The sequence below is a fragment of the Pollutimonas thiosulfatoxidans genome, from assembly GCF_004022565.1.
GTDB classification, from domain to species: domain Bacteria; phylum Pseudomonadota; class Gammaproteobacteria; order Burkholderiales; family Burkholderiaceae_B; genus Pusillimonas_D; species Pusillimonas_D thiosulfatoxidans.
This window is the reverse complement of sequence record NZ_CP022987.1, coordinates 2849112-2865912: the sequence shown is the minus strand read 5'-3', so window position 1 is coordinate 2865912 and position 16801 is coordinate 2849112. Positions and strand designations below refer to the sequence as shown.

General features: G+C 60.8%; 15 protein-coding genes. 3 read left to right on the top strand and 12 right to left on the bottom strand.

Annotation, left to right across the window (positions count from 1 at the left end; all coding sequences use genetic code 11):
* Positions 1–12: 12 nt before the first annotated feature.
* From CKA81_RS13975 to CKA81_RS13960, 4 genes are all read right to left on the bottom strand, one after another.
* Entirely contained in the window at positions 13–657 is a 645-nt protein-coding gene (locus CKA81_RS13975) for a hypothetical protein (protein WP_128355832.1), read from the bottom strand.
* Positions 658–735: 78 nt separating this feature from the next.
* A complete protein-coding gene (locus CKA81_RS13970) occupies positions 736–2343 on the bottom strand; it encodes a peptide chain release factor 3 (protein ID WP_128355831.1) in 1608 nt (535 codons plus the stop codon).
* Positions 2344–2405: 62 nt separating this feature from the next.
* Positions 2406–3035 carry a LysE family transporter gene (locus CKA81_RS13965; protein WP_128355830.1) on the bottom strand — a complete coding sequence of 210 codons (630 nt, stop codon included), beginning with the start codon at positions 3033–3035 and terminating at the stop codon, positions 2406–2408.
* A gap of 15 nt (positions 3036–3050) precedes the next feature.
* Positions 3051–4502, bottom strand: a complete 1452-nt coding sequence (locus CKA81_RS13960; RefSeq protein WP_164878412.1) for a DEAD/DEAH box helicase — start codon at positions 4500–4502, stop codon at positions 3051–3053.
* Positions 4503–4753: 251 nt separating this feature from the next.
* Between CKA81_RS13960 and CKA81_RS13955 the strand changes: the two genes are divergently transcribed.
* From CKA81_RS13955 to CKA81_RS13945, 3 genes are read left to right on the top strand one after another with little or no spacing between them, the layout of a single operon-like run.
* Positions 4754–5365, top strand: a complete 612-nt coding sequence (locus CKA81_RS13955; RefSeq protein WP_128355829.1) for a LemA family protein — start codon at positions 4754–4756, stop codon at positions 5363–5365.
* On the top strand, positions 5362–6297 hold the full coding sequence (locus tag CKA81_RS13950) for a TPM domain-containing protein (RefSeq protein ID WP_228255727.1): 936 nt from the start codon (positions 5362–5364) through the stop codon (positions 6295–6297). The genes CKA81_RS13955 and CKA81_RS13950 overlap by 4 nt, the downstream gene beginning before the upstream one ends.
* A gap of 18 nt (positions 6298–6315) precedes the next feature.
* Positions 6316–6822, top strand: coding sequence for a TPM domain-containing protein (locus CKA81_RS13945; RefSeq protein WP_128355828.1), 507 nt, complete (start codon positions 6316–6318; stop codon positions 6820–6822).
* Between the two features lie 19 nt (positions 6823–6841).
* Here the strand turns inward: CKA81_RS13945 and CKA81_RS13940 are convergent, their stop codons facing one another.
* The 8 genes from CKA81_RS13940 to argE all read right to left on the bottom strand — a co-directional run bounded on the left by CKA81_RS13940 (position 6842) and on the right by argE (position 16620).
* A complete protein-coding gene (locus CKA81_RS13940; RefSeq protein WP_128355827.1) occupies positions 6842–8245 on the bottom strand; it encodes a GTPase/DUF3482 domain-containing protein in 1404 nt (467 codons plus the stop codon).
* A complete protein-coding gene (locus CKA81_RS13935) occupies positions 8232–9656 on the bottom strand; it encodes a DUF2868 domain-containing protein (RefSeq protein ID WP_164878411.1) in 1425 nt (474 codons plus the stop codon). The genes CKA81_RS13940 and CKA81_RS13935 overlap by 14 nt, the downstream gene beginning before the upstream one ends.
* A 71-nt stretch (positions 9657–9727) precedes the next feature.
* Positions 9728–9976, bottom strand: coding sequence for a GlsB/YeaQ/YmgE family stress response membrane protein (locus tag CKA81_RS13930; protein ID WP_128355825.1), 249 nt, complete (start codon positions 9974–9976; stop codon positions 9728–9730).
* A gap of 154 nt (positions 9977–10130) precedes the next feature.
* Complete coding sequence (locus tag CKA81_RS13925) at positions 10131–11873, bottom strand: dipeptide ABC transporter ATP-binding protein (protein ID WP_128355824.1); 1743 nt, start codon at positions 11871–11873, stop codon at positions 10131–10133.
* A gap of 9 nt (positions 11874–11882) precedes the next feature.
* Entirely contained in the window at positions 11883–12800 is a 918-nt protein-coding gene (locus CKA81_RS13920; RefSeq protein ID WP_128355823.1) for an ABC transporter permease, read from the bottom strand.
* Between the two features lie 18 nt (positions 12801–12818).
* On the bottom strand, positions 12819–13790 hold the full coding sequence (locus CKA81_RS13915; protein WP_128355822.1) for an ABC transporter permease: 972 nt from the start codon (positions 13788–13790) through the stop codon (positions 12819–12821).
* Between the two features lie 6 nt (positions 13791–13796).
* Complete coding sequence (locus CKA81_RS13910) at positions 13797–15407, bottom strand: ABC transporter substrate-binding protein (RefSeq protein ID WP_128355821.1); 1611 nt, start codon at positions 15405–15407, stop codon at positions 13797–13799.
* A gap of 64 nt (positions 15408–15471) precedes the next feature.
* A complete protein-coding gene (argE, locus tag CKA81_RS13905) occupies positions 15472–16620 on the bottom strand; it encodes an acetylornithine deacetylase (RefSeq protein ID WP_128355820.1) in 1149 nt (382 codons plus the stop codon).
* Between the last annotated feature and the right edge of the window lie 181 nt (positions 16621–16801).

Sequence of the window (16801 nt, the reverse complement as noted above, 5' to 3'; positions counted from 1 at the left end):
TTTAACTGCTGACTAGAACGACTTGCTTGGGCAGTCGGCTACACGACCCCAGGCATTGTTCGGTTGGCAGTATTTATTGCGAGCGGCCCAGGCACAACTGGGCCGATCAAAAAAGCCCAGGGCGCTGCACGCCTGTAAATCTTGTCTAAGGCTGGCCTGCCACGATTGATTGCTTGGCGTGACGACCGCCGGGGGCGGCGGTGGTGGCGGCGCCACTTCTATCGGCTGCAGCGCGTGCTCGCCATGGGCGCTATTGCCTCCCAGACCCAGTCCGCCGACATCGGCAATACCTTGCAGTGTCTGACCGGCGCCATGGTCGGCAATCATTTGGGCTTCTTCCATGCTGATCATGGTGGTCGCCAGCTCGATATTGGTGGTGGCTTTGGTTTCTTCCAGCGACGTCGGTGGGATCTGCCAAGCGAATTGCTCGGGTGGCTCAGGCACGCCCAACTGACCGTTGGTCAGCGGCTGCGGCGGTTGCGCCACGTAGGGCCGGCCATCCGCATCCAGTACGGGAACCTCCGACAGCTCGGGGAACTCTGGAACTGGCGGCGCGACTGGTCCATGCGCCACGAGCCAGTCGCCCAGACGTATTCCACCCCAGGCTGAAGCCCCTGCGGCAATGACCAATACTGCAAAAATAACTCGCCAGGACATGATTACCCTCTGTCTGGAAAACGACGCCCAGTATACGGGCTGGGCGCCAAAGCAAAAAATCGCAGACAGCGTTGCTGGTTAAGCATTTTGCCCGAAGACGCGTCCACCGTGCTCGCGCATGGCGTGAAATTCCACGCCGGGGTAGAGTTCTTGCGCGACGCGAAGCTGAGCGGGGGAGCTGGCCAGGAAAGCGGCAGCATCGACGACATCATAGGCGATGTTGGCAGCATTGGCATTCATGAATTTTCGCAAGACAGCAGGGTCCTCGGCTGTAAACCAACGTGCCATGTTGTAACGCGAAGGCATCATGCGGGCGTCCACTTTGTATTCGGTCTTGAGCCTATGGGCCACGACTTCAAACTGCAGTTGTCCGACTGCGCCGAGCAACAGGGCGCCGCCCGAGGCCTCGGGCCTGAACACCTGGATTGCACCTTCTTCGCCCAGTTGAGTAAGCCCGATGCGCAATTGTTTGATGCGTAAGGGATCTTTGACTTCGACTGCCTGGAACAGTTCGGGCGCAAAAAAGGGCAAGCCGGTGAACTGCAGGGTTTCGCCTTCCGTCAATACGTCGCCAAGCTGCAGCACGCCATGGTTGGGGATGCCGATCACGTCACCAGCGTAAGCCACGTCCAGAAGTTCGCGACGCTGCGACAGGAAGGACACGACGTTATTGGGGCGCATTTCTTTACCGTTGCGAGCGATCTTCAGGCGCATGCCGCGCTCGAAGCGGCCCGAGCTGACCCGCACGAAAGCGACGCGATCGCGGTGGGCCGGATCCATATTGGCCTGTACCTTGAACACCACGCCGCTGAATTTTGGCTCATCGGGCTGCACTTCGCGCTGTATGGCGGTACGCGGACCGGGCGTGGGCGCCAGATCCACCAAGGCATCCAGCACCTCCTGTACGCCGAAGTTATTGATGGCCGAACCGAAAAACACGGGTGTCTGCTTGCCGGCCAGGAAAGCGTCGTGGTCGAATTCAGGCGCGGCGGCCTGTATCAGTTCGATCTCTTCATTGGCTTTGGCGTAGGCATCGCCAAAACGACTGGCGATCTCGGGATTATCCAGGCCGTCTATCATTTCGTCCTGCGCGCCACGCTTCTCTTGCCCGGCACGGAAGACCCGCATGCGATTGCGCCGTATGTCGAACACACCGCCGAACGAGCGGCCCATACCCACGGGCCACGAGAAAGGCACGGCGTCCATGCCCAGGTGCGATTCAATCTCGGACAGCAGGTTAAGCGGCTCTTGCACCTCGCGGTCCAGCTTGTTGATGAAAGTAATGATGGGCGTGTTGCGCGCACGGCAAACTTGCAGCAAGCGGATGGTTTGAGGCTCGACGCCGTTGGCCGCATCGATCACCATCAGGGCAGCATCGACTGCCGTCAGTACCCGATAGGTATCTTCAGAGAAGTCCTGGTGACCCGGAGTATCGAGCAGGTTGATGACGCAATCGCGGTATTCCATTTGCATGACCGACGAAGCGACGGAGATGCCGCGCTGCTTTTCGATTTCCATCCAGTCGGACGACGCATGGCGGCTGGCCTTGCGGGCCTTTACGCTGCCTGCGATCTGGATCGCGCCCGCGAACAGCAGCAGCTTCTCGGTAAGCGTTGTTTTACCCGCGTCGGGGTGAGAAATAATGGCAAATGTACGTCGTCGTGCGACTTCTTGGCTGATGCTCATAATTTGATTTTAGCGCGACCCCCGACCGATCCCGGCCGAGGACTGCCGGATTGCGTTTGGTTCTATTTATGGTGACTGAACGAGGCCAGCACGGTACCGGCCAAAATGAACATGGCGCCGAAACCGCGATTAAGCCAGCGGATATGGCGCGGACTGCGCAGCAGCTTAAGGATGCGCGCGGCCAGCGTTGTGTAGCAGCCCATGGCCACCAGGTCCGTCAGGCATAGCGTGGCCGCCAGGGCGGCATACTGCATGGGTAGGGGCGCCTGCAGGTTCAGGAACTGCGGCACCACGGCCAGCAGGAATACCGTGCCCTTGGGGTTGGTGATATTGATCAGGCATCCCCGCAGTATCAGCTCCCGACGCTTGAAAGGCGCCGGATCATGGGTCTGAACCGCAACCGGCGCGGCATCCGTGCGGAACTGCTTCCACCCAAGGTAAATCAGATAGGCCACGCCCAGCCATTTGACGATGCCAAAGGCGAATTCGGACGCGGCCAACAAGGCGCCCAGGCCCACCGCCACGATCAGGAACTGAATCAAGATGCCCAGGATTAACCCGACGGTAGTCCAGTAACCGCGACGAAAGCCATACTTCAGGCCGGACGCCATCGCCGAGATCGCACCTGGCCCGGGCGAAAACGAGATCGCCCAGGAGGCAGCAAAGAAGGCAAGCCAGGTGGAGAAAGCCATGGAAGACCTGGCGTGTTACTTACCCAGCAGCGCGGCGCGCAAACCCGTGTTGCCACGGCCGCCATCGGCAGCCGGACGCGGGGTGGCAGCATGGTTGCCGGCAGGCCGGCGGGCCGCTTGGCGAGGCGCCGAGCCGTCGCCACGCGGCGCCGCAGCAGAACGTGTGCCGGTGCCGTCGCTGCGTCGTGCATCGCCGGAGCGTTGACCGCCAGGGCGGCCATTGCCGCGACCACCGTTGCCGGCGCCGCCACGGGGCGCATTATTGCGGCGGGGGCGGTCCTCATCGGCTCGCACGTGTGCGGGTTCGGCCTTGACCATATCGACGGACCATCCCTTGATGGTGGTGCGCTCGATGGGGCGGTTGATGAGCTTTTCGATGGCAGTGAGCAGCTTGATCTCGGACTTGTCCACCAACGACATGGCCGAGCCCTCCGTGCCCGCGCGGCCGGTGCGCCCGATACGGTGCACATAGTCTTCCGGAACGTTGGGCAGCTCAAAATTGACCACATGCGGTAGCTGGTCGATATCGATACCGCGTGCGGCGATGTCGGTGGCAACCAGCACGGCGACCTTGCCGTCCTTGAAGCCGGCCAGTGCGCGGGTACGTGCTGCCTGGCTCTTGTTGCCGTGGATGGCAGCGGCCGCCAGCCCATCCTTGACCAGCTTTTCAGCCAGGCGGTTAGCGCCATGCTTGGTGCGTGTGAACACCAGCACTTGATGCCAGCCGCTTTCGCGGATGATGTAGCTGAGCAGGTCACGCTTATGGGATTGTTCGGTCAGCACCATGCTTTGCGAAACAAGTTCGGAAGCCGTATTGCGACGCGCAACAGAAATTTCTATCGGGTTGTTCAACACGCCCTTGGACAACTGACGGATTTCATCCGAGAAGGTGGCCGAGAACAGCAAGTTCTGCCGCTGCTTGGGCAACAGGGCCAGTATGCGGCGGATGTCGCGGATGAAGCCCATGTCCAGCATGCGATCGGCTTCGTCCAGCACCAGAATTTCAACGGCAGACAAATCCACGGTTTTCTGTTGTGCGTGATCTAGCAGGCGGCCGGGCGTGGCAACGAGGATGTCCAGCGGCTTGCGCAGGGCATTGATTTGCGGATTGATGTTGACGCCGCCAAACATCACCATCGACCGGATGGTGGTGTGCTTGCCGTAGGTGCGCACGGACTCTTCCACCTGGGCAGTAAGCTCGCGGGTGGGGGTCAGGATCAGCACACGGGGCTGGCCGGGCTTGCGTGTTTGCAGCGGGTTCGTCAGCAAGCGGTGCAGGATGGGCAGGGTAAAGCCAGCCGTCTTGCCGGTGCCCGTTTGCGCTGCGGCCAGCAGATCGCCGCCTTTCAGTACTTGAGGTATGGCTTGCGCCTGGATAGGCGTAGGGTGTTCGTAACCGGTTTCGGTAACGGCACGCAAAAGAGGTTCCGCCAGCCCGAGGGAGGAAAAAGGTGTTTGGGTATTCAAGAAAAACTCCAGCGACAGCCTATCGCTCGAGTTGAGAGATACCAATCTAGGCAGACGATAAAAGTAGTTGATTAGCAAAAAAGCTAAAGGCAAGGCCAGAATGGCTTGCAGACAGTATGCTGACTGGTGCGGCACACAAGGCGGTATTGTAGCGTACATATGGCGCATACAGAAATTTTTCGTGACGGCCCTGCATGGCGGGGGCAAATTAGGGTAAGTTTCCGGGATAACGTCTTTCGCTGAGCCTATCCATGAAACGCATCCTTTTGTTTGTCCTTCTGCCTTGCCTGTCCTTACTGCTGTCGGGCTGTGGCTACAACGAGATCCAGCGGTTGGACGAGCAGGTCAAGGCGGCCTGGTCGCAAACGCTGAATCAGTACGAGCGCCGGGCCGAGCTGGTGCCCAAGCTGGTCAACTCGGTCAATGCCTACATGGTCAACGAGCGCGCGGTGCTTACACAGGTAACCGAGGCCCGAGCCAAAGTGGGCAGCATACAAATTAATGCGCAAGACCTGGACAACCCGGCGGTCATGGCGCGGTTCAACGAGGCGCAGGGACAACTGTCGTCGGCGCTGTCGCGGCTGATTGCTGTCTCCGAGAACTATCCGCAACTCAAGAGCGACGGCCTGTTCAGGGACTTGATGACGCAACTTGAAGGCACCGAAAACCGTATTGCCACAGAGCGCGGCCGCTACGTGGAGGCGGTGCAGCAGTACAACCTGGCCATACGTCAATTTCCCACGCTGATCACCGCCAAGATTTTCGGCTATGACACCATCGAGAACTATGGCGTGTCCAGGCAGGACGAGATCACCCGCGATCCCGAGGTCAAGTTCAGCCTGCCCGAGCCGGCCCGGCCATGATGCGCTATTTGCATGCCCGTAGCTGCCTGGCAGGGTGGTGTGCCATGGTGCTGGTTTTGTTGATGGGCGCCTTGCCGGCTCGATCGGCACTTGCGCAAGCAGTGCCCGTACCCGAGATCAGTGGCTGGGTGACCGACCAAACGGCCACCCTGGATGCCAGTACCCGGTCGCAACTGGACGCGCTGCTGTCAGACCTTGAACAGCGCAAGGGCGCGCAGGTGGCTGTGCTTATCGTCCCGACGACAGGTGAAGACACCATAGAAAGCTACGCCAGACGAGTTTTCGACAGTTGGCGTATCGGCCGCGAGAAAGTCGACGACGGCATCCTGCTTGTCGTGGCCAAGGAAGACAGGCGCTTGCGGATCGAAGTCGGATATGGCCTGGAAGGCGCCGTGCCCGATTTGCTGGCCGGCCGCATCATCCGTGAGCAGATCACTCCGCATTTCAAGCAGGATGATTACGGCGGCGGCATCATGGCGGGCGTCAACAGCCTGGTAAAGCTCATTGATGGTGAACCGCTGCCGGCTCCTGCGCCGGGTGCCGAGGCCGGGGTGGATGAGGACGAATCGCCGCTGATCATGTTGGCGCCACTGGCTGCAATGAGTGTCTTCATGCCGGCCGGCTTCGCCGCCTTTGCGGTGGGCATATTTGTTTTCCTGATGTTCAACAGCGTTGTGGCCGGTGTCATCGCGGCGGTGGTGGCCTTGTTGCTTAGCTTGATCGGACGCCGCTTTGGTGCCGGAGGGCGCGGTAGCGCCAGTCGGGTATCACGCCGCGGCGGCGTAGTGGGAGGCCTGGGTGGCGGCTTCGGAGGCGGCTTTGGCGGCGGGGGTTTCGGCGGTGGTGGCGGGTTTGGCGGCGGCGGCTTCGGCGGAGGAGGCGGGGGCGGCGGTGGTGGTAGCGGGGGCGGTGGCGCTTCCGGCAGTTGGTGAATCGGGCAAGGAGGCGCCGTGCAACATCGTAAGGCAAGCTGGAAGCAAGTTACCGGTCTGGCAGGTATCGAAGGGCATTGGCTGCGCCGCAAGCACTTTACCCCGCAGTTGCTGGCACAAGTGGCCGAACACATAGGTCAAAGCGAGGCGGGGCACAGCGGTGAGCTGATGTTGGCGATCGAGGCGGTCAGCCCGCGTCACGAACCCGACAGCCGCTTGCGGGCACTGGAAGTTTTTGGCCGTCTACGCGTGTGGGACACGCCGCTGGATACCGGGGTACTGCTTTATCTGGCGCTGGACAAGCACCACATTCACATTGTTGCCGACCGAGGGGTCACGGCATCCGACGACCTATGGCAGGCCGTGTGCGAGCGGCTGCAAGAGCGCCTGAAGCGCAAGGACTACGGCCCTGGCCTGCTTGCCGCAATCGAGGACATCGAGGAAATCCTTTCCAGCCATTGTCCGCCCTTGCCGCTGGACGGGGATCAGGCCAACAACCTTCCCGATGCCCCGGTGATGCTTTAAGGAAACGCTTCCTCAGGGCTTACTGCAAGACGGCTTCGTCCTGAGCCAACTCACGCGCCAACAGGCGTAGGGCTTCCTGGCGTCTGGCAGTCGCCTGGTGGTCGTCAGCCAGGGCCGACCACTGCGGTTGGCTGCGCGCTTCGATCAGTACTTCCGGCAAATTCCGCCGTCCCCAGCCCTTATCCTGTTTGCCCAGGTCTGCCTGTAGCGCAATAGGCGTTTGCGCGGCATGGCCGCGTTGTTCCAGCGCCCTGACCAATACCAGCTGGCGCAGCGCAAGCAGCCGCAATACATTGTCGTCGACGCTGATTTCCTGATAGCCCTGCAGTCGGCCCAGGATGCGCTTGCCCAATTTGTCGACGCTCTGCCAAAGACCGCCAGCGGCAGCCCCCACGACGGTCGCCGCCCCCAGGCTGATACCCGCCATGAAGACATCCACGGTTGCGCCCGCCATGGCGCCGGCCGCCATGCCCTTGCCGACATGGATGCCCACCTCTTTCAGGGCCTGGGGGTGGAACAGGTCCATGCCCCAGCGCTCGCCTTCCAGGGGCAGGCTATGAGTGGGAAAGTCGCGGCGGCTGAAGTTATAGCGTTTCAACAAGGCGCGTACGCAAGCCTCTTCGCGAGCCCGCACGCGTTTACGCAGTTCCTGCGTAGCCGTCTTGATGGCATCCTGCTCGGGCTGGCAGCTAAGCCTGAACGCCGCAGCGTCGATCAGCAGTTCAGCGACCAGGCGCATGGCGTCGTCATGGCGCAATTGGCGTTGCTCTGCCACGTCTTGCTTCAGTCGTTGCAGTGCGGGCGCATAACGGTCCATCAACAGCGCGAGCTTGTCGCACAATTGCGCTTCGCCATCCAGGGCCGGCGCCACCGTGTCAAATTCCACCGTGGCGTGCAGGCCCAGCCTGGCCAATGCGTCGCGCCACGAGGCCAGACGCTGTTCAGGGCTATGGGTGAAGTTCAGCACGGGCAATAGCGGGTGGCCGCAACTGGCAAGAACGGCCAGTTCGTCCTTGTGCTTGCCCAATACGGGGTCTCGGACATCGACCACGTATAAGCCGGCATCGCAGTCCAGCAGCTTGCGCAGCACTCGCGCCTCTTGTTCGAAGCGCCGTTGGCTTTCGGGGCTGTCCAGAAAGCGCCGTATGCGTTCCGGCCCGTCAATGCGTTCGGATGCCGGGGCCAGTTGCTCCAGGTAGTCCAGCAAGGCCATGCCATCTTCCATGCCCGGGGTGTCGAACAGTTCGACCACCGCCGTGCCTTCGACAAGCAGCCTGGCGCCTTCCACATGGCGTGTCGTCCCCGGATGGTCTTCGACTTTGCCAAACTGCGGATCGCGGGTAAGCGTACGCAGCAAAGACGTCTTGCCGGTGTTGGTGTGGCCGACGACAGCGAGTCGCAAAGGACGATCAAGCTGCGTCATGGGGACCTCGATTTGCAGCCAGGGCTGGTTTGCCGGAGGTCAGCCACTGCGCCGCCTCGGTGATATCGGTATGAATCTGCTCGATGGTGAAGCCGGCGGCCAGCAAGCGCTCTCGCCATGCGGAGCTGCGAGTGCCATCCCGGGCATCGGAGCCGGCAAATGCCACCGCCGCTTCCGCAGCCAGGCCGGTAAGCTCTACCAATAGCGCAATGACGCCACGATCCGGAGTTTGCCGGGCGTCGCAGACCATCAGCAGGCGCTGCGGGCGTTGTGTTTGCAGGCGCTCCAGCATGGCTTTGCGTTCGGAGCGACTGTCCAGCACGCCCAGGTCGATGGCGCCGGCAGGGAAGGGCGCCAAGGGTGGCGGCATATCGGCAGGTAGCTCGATACCAATCGCCACATGCTCGCCCGTGATTGACGCGGCATGCCGATGCGGCGCTACGCGTGATTGATAGCCGGGCTGCTCGGGCGCATCGATACCGGATCTCTCGCTGGAGGGGGCCAGCCGCTCGCGCAGTTCCGCGTAGCCCGGCAGGCCGACGTCCAGCTCGAGGTTCGCCAGGCGCGCTTTGGTCCGCCAGGCGCTGAGTGCCAGGCAGATCAGTCGCGGCAGCAAGCCATAGACGACGATGCAGCCCAGCAACCAGCCCGACCACAAGGCTTGAGTGGCGTCGGGCACCTGTTGCAAGCCGTCGCTGGCGCGTATCATCGCCTCCGTGGGCATGGGAAAGCCCAGCCTGGCCGGCAACCAGCCCAGCGCCGAGGTCAGCCATACAAAGGCGTCGGGCGACAGAACGGTGGTTTCCCAGTTGAATTGGTAGCGACGTGCGGACAGCATGGCGAGCAGCGTCAGCAGCAGGCTGCCGGTTGCCAGACTCCACCATCCATGACTGACGGCGCCCAGCAGCCATCGCAAGCTGCGATTGCGGGCCAACAAGCCCACCAGTGCCCGCGGCACCAGGGCGGCGTCGGGTCCGCGTGCCAATTTGCGGGTCAGCCACAACCAAGATTCGCCCAGCCACGAGCCTCCGGCGCTGTCGCCAATCAGAAAGCTCATCAGCCAAAATAGCAGGGCCAGCAGGTTAAGACCCAGCGTGCCGACCAGCGCCAGCACCAGGTTTACCGGGCGGGTGCCGTCCCCAAGAGCGCCGAGCGCCGCAGCACCGCCCGCAACCATTGCAACAAGGGCCAGAAGCAGCAGCGCAATCCGGGCGCCGCGTCTCCAGCGTATGAGTAGTTCGTGATGTTGCTCGCGTTGGCCAAGATAGTGGGCGCGCAGCAGAATTTTGCGAGTGAGCTCGCCGCCATCGGCGCGCACGCGCCGCACTTCAGCGGCGTCTTCCACTGGCCCCCATAGCGCTTCGCGCAGACGCAGGGTTTCGGCAAGCCAGTGTGCTTGCACGTCCTGCATGCTGCGGCCCTCAGGCATTGGTATAGGCGGCGACCATGGGGGCCAGTGTGTTGATGATCATGCCCTCAATACTAACGCTTGCGGACGATCAGGCCATAGATGAAGAGGACGATAATGGCGCCTATGATGGATCCGATCCAGCCGGCGCCTTCTCCCGGCTCGTACAAGCCCATCGCGCCGCCGAGATAGCCCGCGACGATGGAGCCGACAATACCGAGGATGATGGTCATGATGATGCCCAGCTTTTGATCGCCCGGCATCAAGGCCCGTGCAAGCAAACCGACAATAAAGCCCACTATGATCATGCTGATGATACCCATGGTGTTTTGTCCTTTTTTGGTGGTTGTGGAAAGCTTAGCGGTACAGCAAGAACTAGTGGGTATCATAGGGACGGCGCTAGCGACCGTCCAGCAGGCGCTTCTGTATTTGGTATCCAAACGTTAAAGCGTAGGGGTTGGCGCAACACCGGCCAGGTCAGCCGACTTCTTCTGCGGCTTCCAGGCCTTCCCGAGACAGATAGTCCAGGGTAGGCATCAGTGACAGCAGATGGCGGGTGTAGTCGTGCTTGGGGGCCGAGAACAAGGTCTCGGTGTCTGCCACTTCAAGCAGTTCGCCGTGCCGCATCACACCAACGCGGTCACACATCTGGCGTATGACGGGCAGGTCGTGGCTGATGAACAATATGGTCAGGCCCAGCGACTCCTGCAGGTCTTTCAGCAGGTTAAGGATTTGAGCCTGTATCGATACATCCAGCGCAGAGGTCGGTTCGTCGCAAATAAGAAAACGTGGGCGTGTAGCCAATGCGCGGGCGATACAGATGCGTTGACGCTGGCCCCCCGAGAACTCGTGCGGATAGCGCATCAAGGCCTTGTCTCCCAGGCCCACATAGTCGAGCAACCCGCTGACGATTTGTCGCGTGATCTTCTCGGTGCTGGCCAGCTTGTGAAAGCGTATGGGTTCGGCCACGATGTCCAGGATGCGCATGCGCGGATTCAAGGACGAGAACGGATCCTGGAACACCATCTGTATCTGGCGGCGAAACGCATTCATCTGCTTGCCATCGTTCAACTCGGTGATATTGACGTCATTGAAGGTCACCGAACCGCCGCTGCTTTCATATAGCCCCGCTATCAGCCGAGCTATGGTCGACTTGCCCGAGCCTGACTCGCCCACCAGGCCGAACACTTCACCTTCCTTGATGGTCAGGTTGACATCCTTGACGGCCTGCAGCATGACGCGCTTGCGTTTAAAAAAGGATTGCTTGAGCACGAAGCGCATGCCCAGGTTCTCGACCTTCACCAGCGGCGCGCCCGACGATTTTCCGAAGTCGCGTTGCTGACCCATCCAGCGGGTGGCGATCGCCAGATTGCTGCCGTCGCTTGCCGTCTGCACATCTTCGATATAGGTAACCATGGGAAAGCGGCGCAGCTTGATGTCGGAGCGCGGCACGGCCGAGATCAGGCTTTTGGTATACAGGTGTTGCGGCGTTCCGAGTATTTGTCGGGTGGGCCCTTCCTCCACCAGCCGGCCACGGTACAACACCGCGACCCGGTCGGTGGTTTCCGCAATCACGCCCATATCGTGCGTGATCAGGATCATGCCCATCTGCTTTTCTTTGCATAGCTTGCGCAGCAGATCCAGTATCTGCGCCTGTATGGACACGTCCAGCGCTGTGGTCGGCTCGTCGGCGATGATGACCTCTGGCTCGCAGCACAAGGCCAGCGCGATCACCACCCGTTGCCGCATGCCGCCCGAGAACTGGTGCGGGTAGTGGTTCAGGCGGATGTCGGGCTCTTCGATGCCCACGCTTTCCATCAGGGCGACGGCCCGGGCGCGCGCTTGTTGGTGGTCCAGATGCAGGTGCACTTGCATGGTTTCGACCAGCTGGCTTTCTATCGTCTGCAAGGGGTCCAGCGACGTGAGCGGATCCTGGAAGATCATGCCTATGCGTCGGCCTCGCACCTTGCGAAACGCCTGCCGAGGCAGCGCATCGATGCGTTCGCCATTCAGCAGCACCGTGCCGCCCGTCATTTTGCCCGGATGCTCCAGCAGGCCAATGACGGCGTTGCCTATGGTCGATTTGCCTGCGCCCGACTCGCCCACCACGCCGAGGATCTCGCCTTTCTCCAGCGACAGGCTGACGTCCTGGATAGCCACCACGTTGCCGCGGCGGCTGGAGAACTCGATGTGCAGATTGTTGATGTCCAGTAATGCCATGTGCGCCACTTAACCCAAGCGGGGATTGAGCGCGTCGCGCAGCCAATCGCCCAGCAAATTGACCGACAAGGCAAGCAGCACCAGCGCAATGCCGGGGAAGATGGAAATCCACCAGTCGCCCGAGAACAAGTAACTGTTGCCGATACGGATCAGGGTGCCCAGCGACGGCGTGGTGGGCGGAATGCCCACGCCCAGGAAGGACAGCGTCGCTTCGGTAATGATGGCCACCGCCAGATGTATGGTGGCGATCACCAGCACCGGCCCCATGACGTTGGGCAAGATGTGGCGTCGCAGTATGGGGAAGGGGCGCATGCCGATCAAGCGGGCTGCCTGCACATATTCCTTGTTGCGTTCGACCATGGTGGCGCCGCGCACCGTGCGCGCATACTGTACCCAGCCCGAGATGCCGATCGCAAAAATCAGCACGTATAGCGACAGGCTGTCTTGCGCATCGCGCGGCAGCAGGCCGCGGGCAATGCCGTCCACCAGCAGGGCGATCAGGATGGCGGGAAAAGACAGCTGCACATCGGCAATACGCATGATGACGCTGTCGATGCGCCCGCCGGCATAACCGCTGATCAGGCCGAGCGACACGCCCAGCACCAGCGAGAACAATACGGACGCCACACCCACCAGCAGCGAAATGCGGGCGCCGTACAAAATGGCCGATAGCATGTCGCGGCCCTGATCGTCGGTACCCAGCCAGTAGCGCGCGTCGCCTTCCGCATTCCAGACCGGCGGCAAGTTGGCATCCAGCAGGTCCAGGGTGGCCAGGTCAAAAGGGTTGTGGGGTGCCACCAGCGGCGCAAACACCGCGCCCAGGCACAGTATGAGCGCTACAGCGGCGGAAATCATGGCCGTGGGCGAATGACGGAAGCTGTAAAAGATGTCGCTGTTGGACAGGCGGGACAGTAGCGTGGTGGCCATAGTGTTTCGCGGGGCCTTCTAGTTTTTCTGCACGCGCAGGCGCGGATCGACGGCAAAATAAAGCAGGTCGACGATCAGGTTGATGATGACAAAGAAGAAGGCGATAAGCAGCAGATAGGCAGCCATGACAGGGATGTCGACGGCGCTGATGGACTGGATGAACAGCAAGCCCATGCCCGGCCACTGGAACACAGTCTCGGTAATGATGGAAAAGGCGATGATGGACCCCAGCTGCAGGCCGGTAATCGTAATAACCGGCACCAGCGTATTTTTCAGCGCATGGCGAAAATTGATCATGCGTTCGGGCAGGCCGCGCGCGCGGGCAAACTTGATGAAGTCTGTTTGCATCACTTCCAGCATCTCGGCCCGCACCAGCCGCATGATCAGCGTCATCTGGAACAGCGCCAGGGTAAAGGCCGGCATAATTAGCGACTGCCATCCGCTTTTGGTCAGAAAGCCGGTAGACCACCAGCCCAGTTGCACGACCTCGCCCCGGCCAAAGCTGGGCAGCCATCGCAGCATCACGCCAAAGAAAAGAATCATCAAAATACCGATCAGGAAGGTCGGTAGCGATATGCCGATCAGCGACAGCGTCATGAAGCTGCGCGACAAGAAGCCCTTGCGCCTGAGCGCGGTATAGATGCCCATGGGTATGCCGCAGAACAGCGCCATCAGTGCAGATACGAACGACAATTCCAGCGTGGCCGGCATACGGCTTTGGATAAGCTCGCTGACCGGCCTGCGCTGGCGGTACGACATGCCGAAATCTCCCTGGATCGCATTCTTGACGAAGCGAAAGTACTGCACCAGGAAGGGGTCGTCCAGGCCAAGCTGCTTGCGCATCTCGGCCCGCTGCTCCATCGTTGTGTCCTGACCCACCATGTTGTTGATCGGGTCGCCCACGTAGCGAAACATGGAAAACGCGATCAACCCCACAGTCAGCATGACGAAAACAGACTGAACGACCCTGCGTGCTACGAAACCGAACATACTGGCCTAAGGCATGACCACGTTGCGGATGTCGAGCACATCGTCGGCGCGTTGAGCCACTGTAATGCCCTTGCGCACGCCCCACGACATCGGCTGCTGGTGCAGCGGCAGATAGCCGTAGTCGTTATGCAACATGGTGAAGGCTTCCTTGATCATGTTGTTGCGCTTGGCCTGATCGGTTTCGACGTCGATCTTGGCAGTCAGGGCGTCGATTTCCTTGTTGCAGTAACCGCCCAGGTTGAACTGGCCGGCGCCCGCCTTGGTATCGCGGCAAGCCACCAGGTTGGTCAGTGCGTTGGCGGCATCAATCGAGCTTGGCGTCCAGCCCAGCAGGTACATGCTGGTGTTGTTGCCGGCCTGCAGCAGCACCTTGGCAAAGTACTTGGACTTGGTCTGGGACAGCAGGTCGATCTTGATGCCGATACGCGCCAGCATGCTGGCCACCGCCTGGCACACTTTCTCGTCGTTCACATAGCGGTCGTTGGGGCAATCCAGCTGCACACTGAAACCGTCCGGGTAGCCGGCGTCGGCCAAGAGCTTCTTGGCTTGTTCGATGTCGGTTTTATAAGGCGCGCCGAACGATTCATCGTAGCCGTTGATTTTGTCCGCGATCAGTGTGCCCAGCGGTTTGGCCGCGCCACGCATGATCTTCTCGTTGATGATCTTGGTGTCCACCGTCAGGTCGATCGCCTGGCGCACGCGCTTGTCCTTGAAGGGGTTCTTGCCCTTGACGTTCGAGAACAGCAGTTCGTCACGGTGTTGGTCCATGCCGATGAAGATGGCGCGGGCCTCGGGTTCGTTCAGGACGTCGACATTGGGCTCGCTTTCCAGGCGCGGCCAGTCTTGCACCGGTACGGGCATGACCAGGTCCATTTCGCCCGAGATCAGCGCCGCCACGCGGGTGGATTCCTGTGAAATCGGCTGGAAGACAATCTCGCTGACATTGGTGGGCATCTGCTTGTTCCAGTAGCCGTCAAAGCGCTTGAGCGTGGTCTTGACGTCTGGCTGGCGGTCCACCACCATGAAGGGTCCGGTGCCGTTCTCGTGTAGGTTGGCGTAGTTGCTTTCCCCGCCTTTCACGTTGGTTGCTTCGGTGGTGTTGTTCTTTTCAGCCCAGCCCTTGCTCATGATGTACAGGAAGGTCCAGTCGCGCGGCAGGATGGGGTTGGGGGTAGGCGTGATGACTTCAACAGTGTGATCGTCGATCTTGTTGATCTCGGCCGCCTTGGCGCCGTAGCCCTTCATGTCGGAGCCCTGCGTCAGGCTGCGCTTCCACGAGAAAATGACATCGTCAGCGGTGAAATCGCTGCCGTCATGAAACTTCACGCCCTTGCGCAAATGGAACACCCATTTGGTGGGCTCGGGGTTTTCCCATCGTTCGGCCAGCATGGGCACCAGCTTCAAGTCCTTGTCGTAGCCGGTAAGCGTTTCATAGAACCAGCCCTGAAAGCCCAGGGTGAAGGTTTCGTTCAGCGACATGGGGTCCAGCGACATCATGTCGCCCTGGTAGGCCCATTTCAAGGTCTTAGCCTGCACGTCGGCGGCTGGGCCCAGGCCCAGGCTTAATGCCAGCGTGGCCGCGACGGCGGTGTGCGTGAACAGTTTGTTTAGTTTCATGGGTTGTCTCCTGCCTTTCGTATTAGGTAGTGGTGTGTTGGTATGCACCGTTAATCGGCGGAATCTAGCGTGCAAGCTGGTCGGTCAACTCCTCCAGAAATGCTTCGCAAGCCGTGACCTGCGAGATGTCGATGTATTCGTTGGGCTGATGCGCCTGGTCGATGGAACCAGGGCCGCACAGCACCACAGAAAAGCCCCGTTCCTGGAATTGTCCGGCTTCGGCCGCATAAGGCACGACATCGCCGTGCGCGTGGCCGCAAAGATTAAAAACAAGTTCTTGGGCGGGGCCGCCCTGATCTTTCAATGGTGGCGCGTCGGCCAGTATCTCGGTGCTGATGGCCGCGGCCGGGGCGATCGCTTGCATCGCGGGCAGCAGACTGTTGGCATACGCCTCGAAGCGCTTCAGGTAGGCGCGCCAATCGTCGCCGGGCAGGCTGCGTATGTCCCAGACAAAACTGCACTCGCGCGAGATGATGTTCAGTGCCGTGCCGCCATTGACCACACCCACGTGCAGAGTGGTGTAAGGGGGTTCGAACCGGTTGGCCGGGTCGGCGGCCGCCTTGTTCTCGGCCATCATGCCGTCGATGAAGGTAATGAGCTTGGCCGCCGTCATGACGGCGCTGACACCGCGTTGCACCTGGCTGGAATGCGCCTCGTGCCCGATAACGGTGGTGCGCAGTGCTGCTATTCCCTTATGGGCCACGATGGGCCGCATGCTGGTGGGCTCGCCCACAATGACGGCATGCGGCTTGGCGATGTCGGTAACCAGCTTGTCTATCATGGACGGCGCGCCGAAACAGCCGATTTCCTCGTCGTAGCTAAGCGCGAAGTGCACGGGCCGCTTCAGGCCCTTGCGCAGCATGTCGGGCACCATGGCCAGGGCGATGGCGGAAAAGGCCTTCATGTCGCAGGTGCCACGTCCATACAGCCGCCCGTCTTTCTGCACGATAGTGAAAGGGTCGGTGTCCCAGGGCTGGCCGTCAACGGGTACGACATCGGTATGGCCGGACAACACGATCCCGCCTTCTTCGTTTGGCCCCACAGTGGCATAAAGGTTGGCCTTGGAGCCCTCTGCATTGCCCACCAGGTGGCTTTGGACACCATGGCTGGCCAGGTAGTCGCGAACGTAATGGATAAGCGCCAGATTGGAGTTGCGCGAGACGGTATCAAAACCGACTAACCGGGTGATCATGTCCAGCGACTGAGACTTCACAGAGTGGCTCCATAGTCTTGAAAGTTGGCAGGGATGTATAGCGGTTCGATCTTAGTCAAGCGGATGCTTGAACGTCAATGATTCGGGATAGGGGTATGCCCTTGAGCAGACCAGCGGTCAAACGGCACTTGACCGCCGTGGCGCCGCTGGTTCAACTGACGCCATCGTGTCCTCGAAAGGA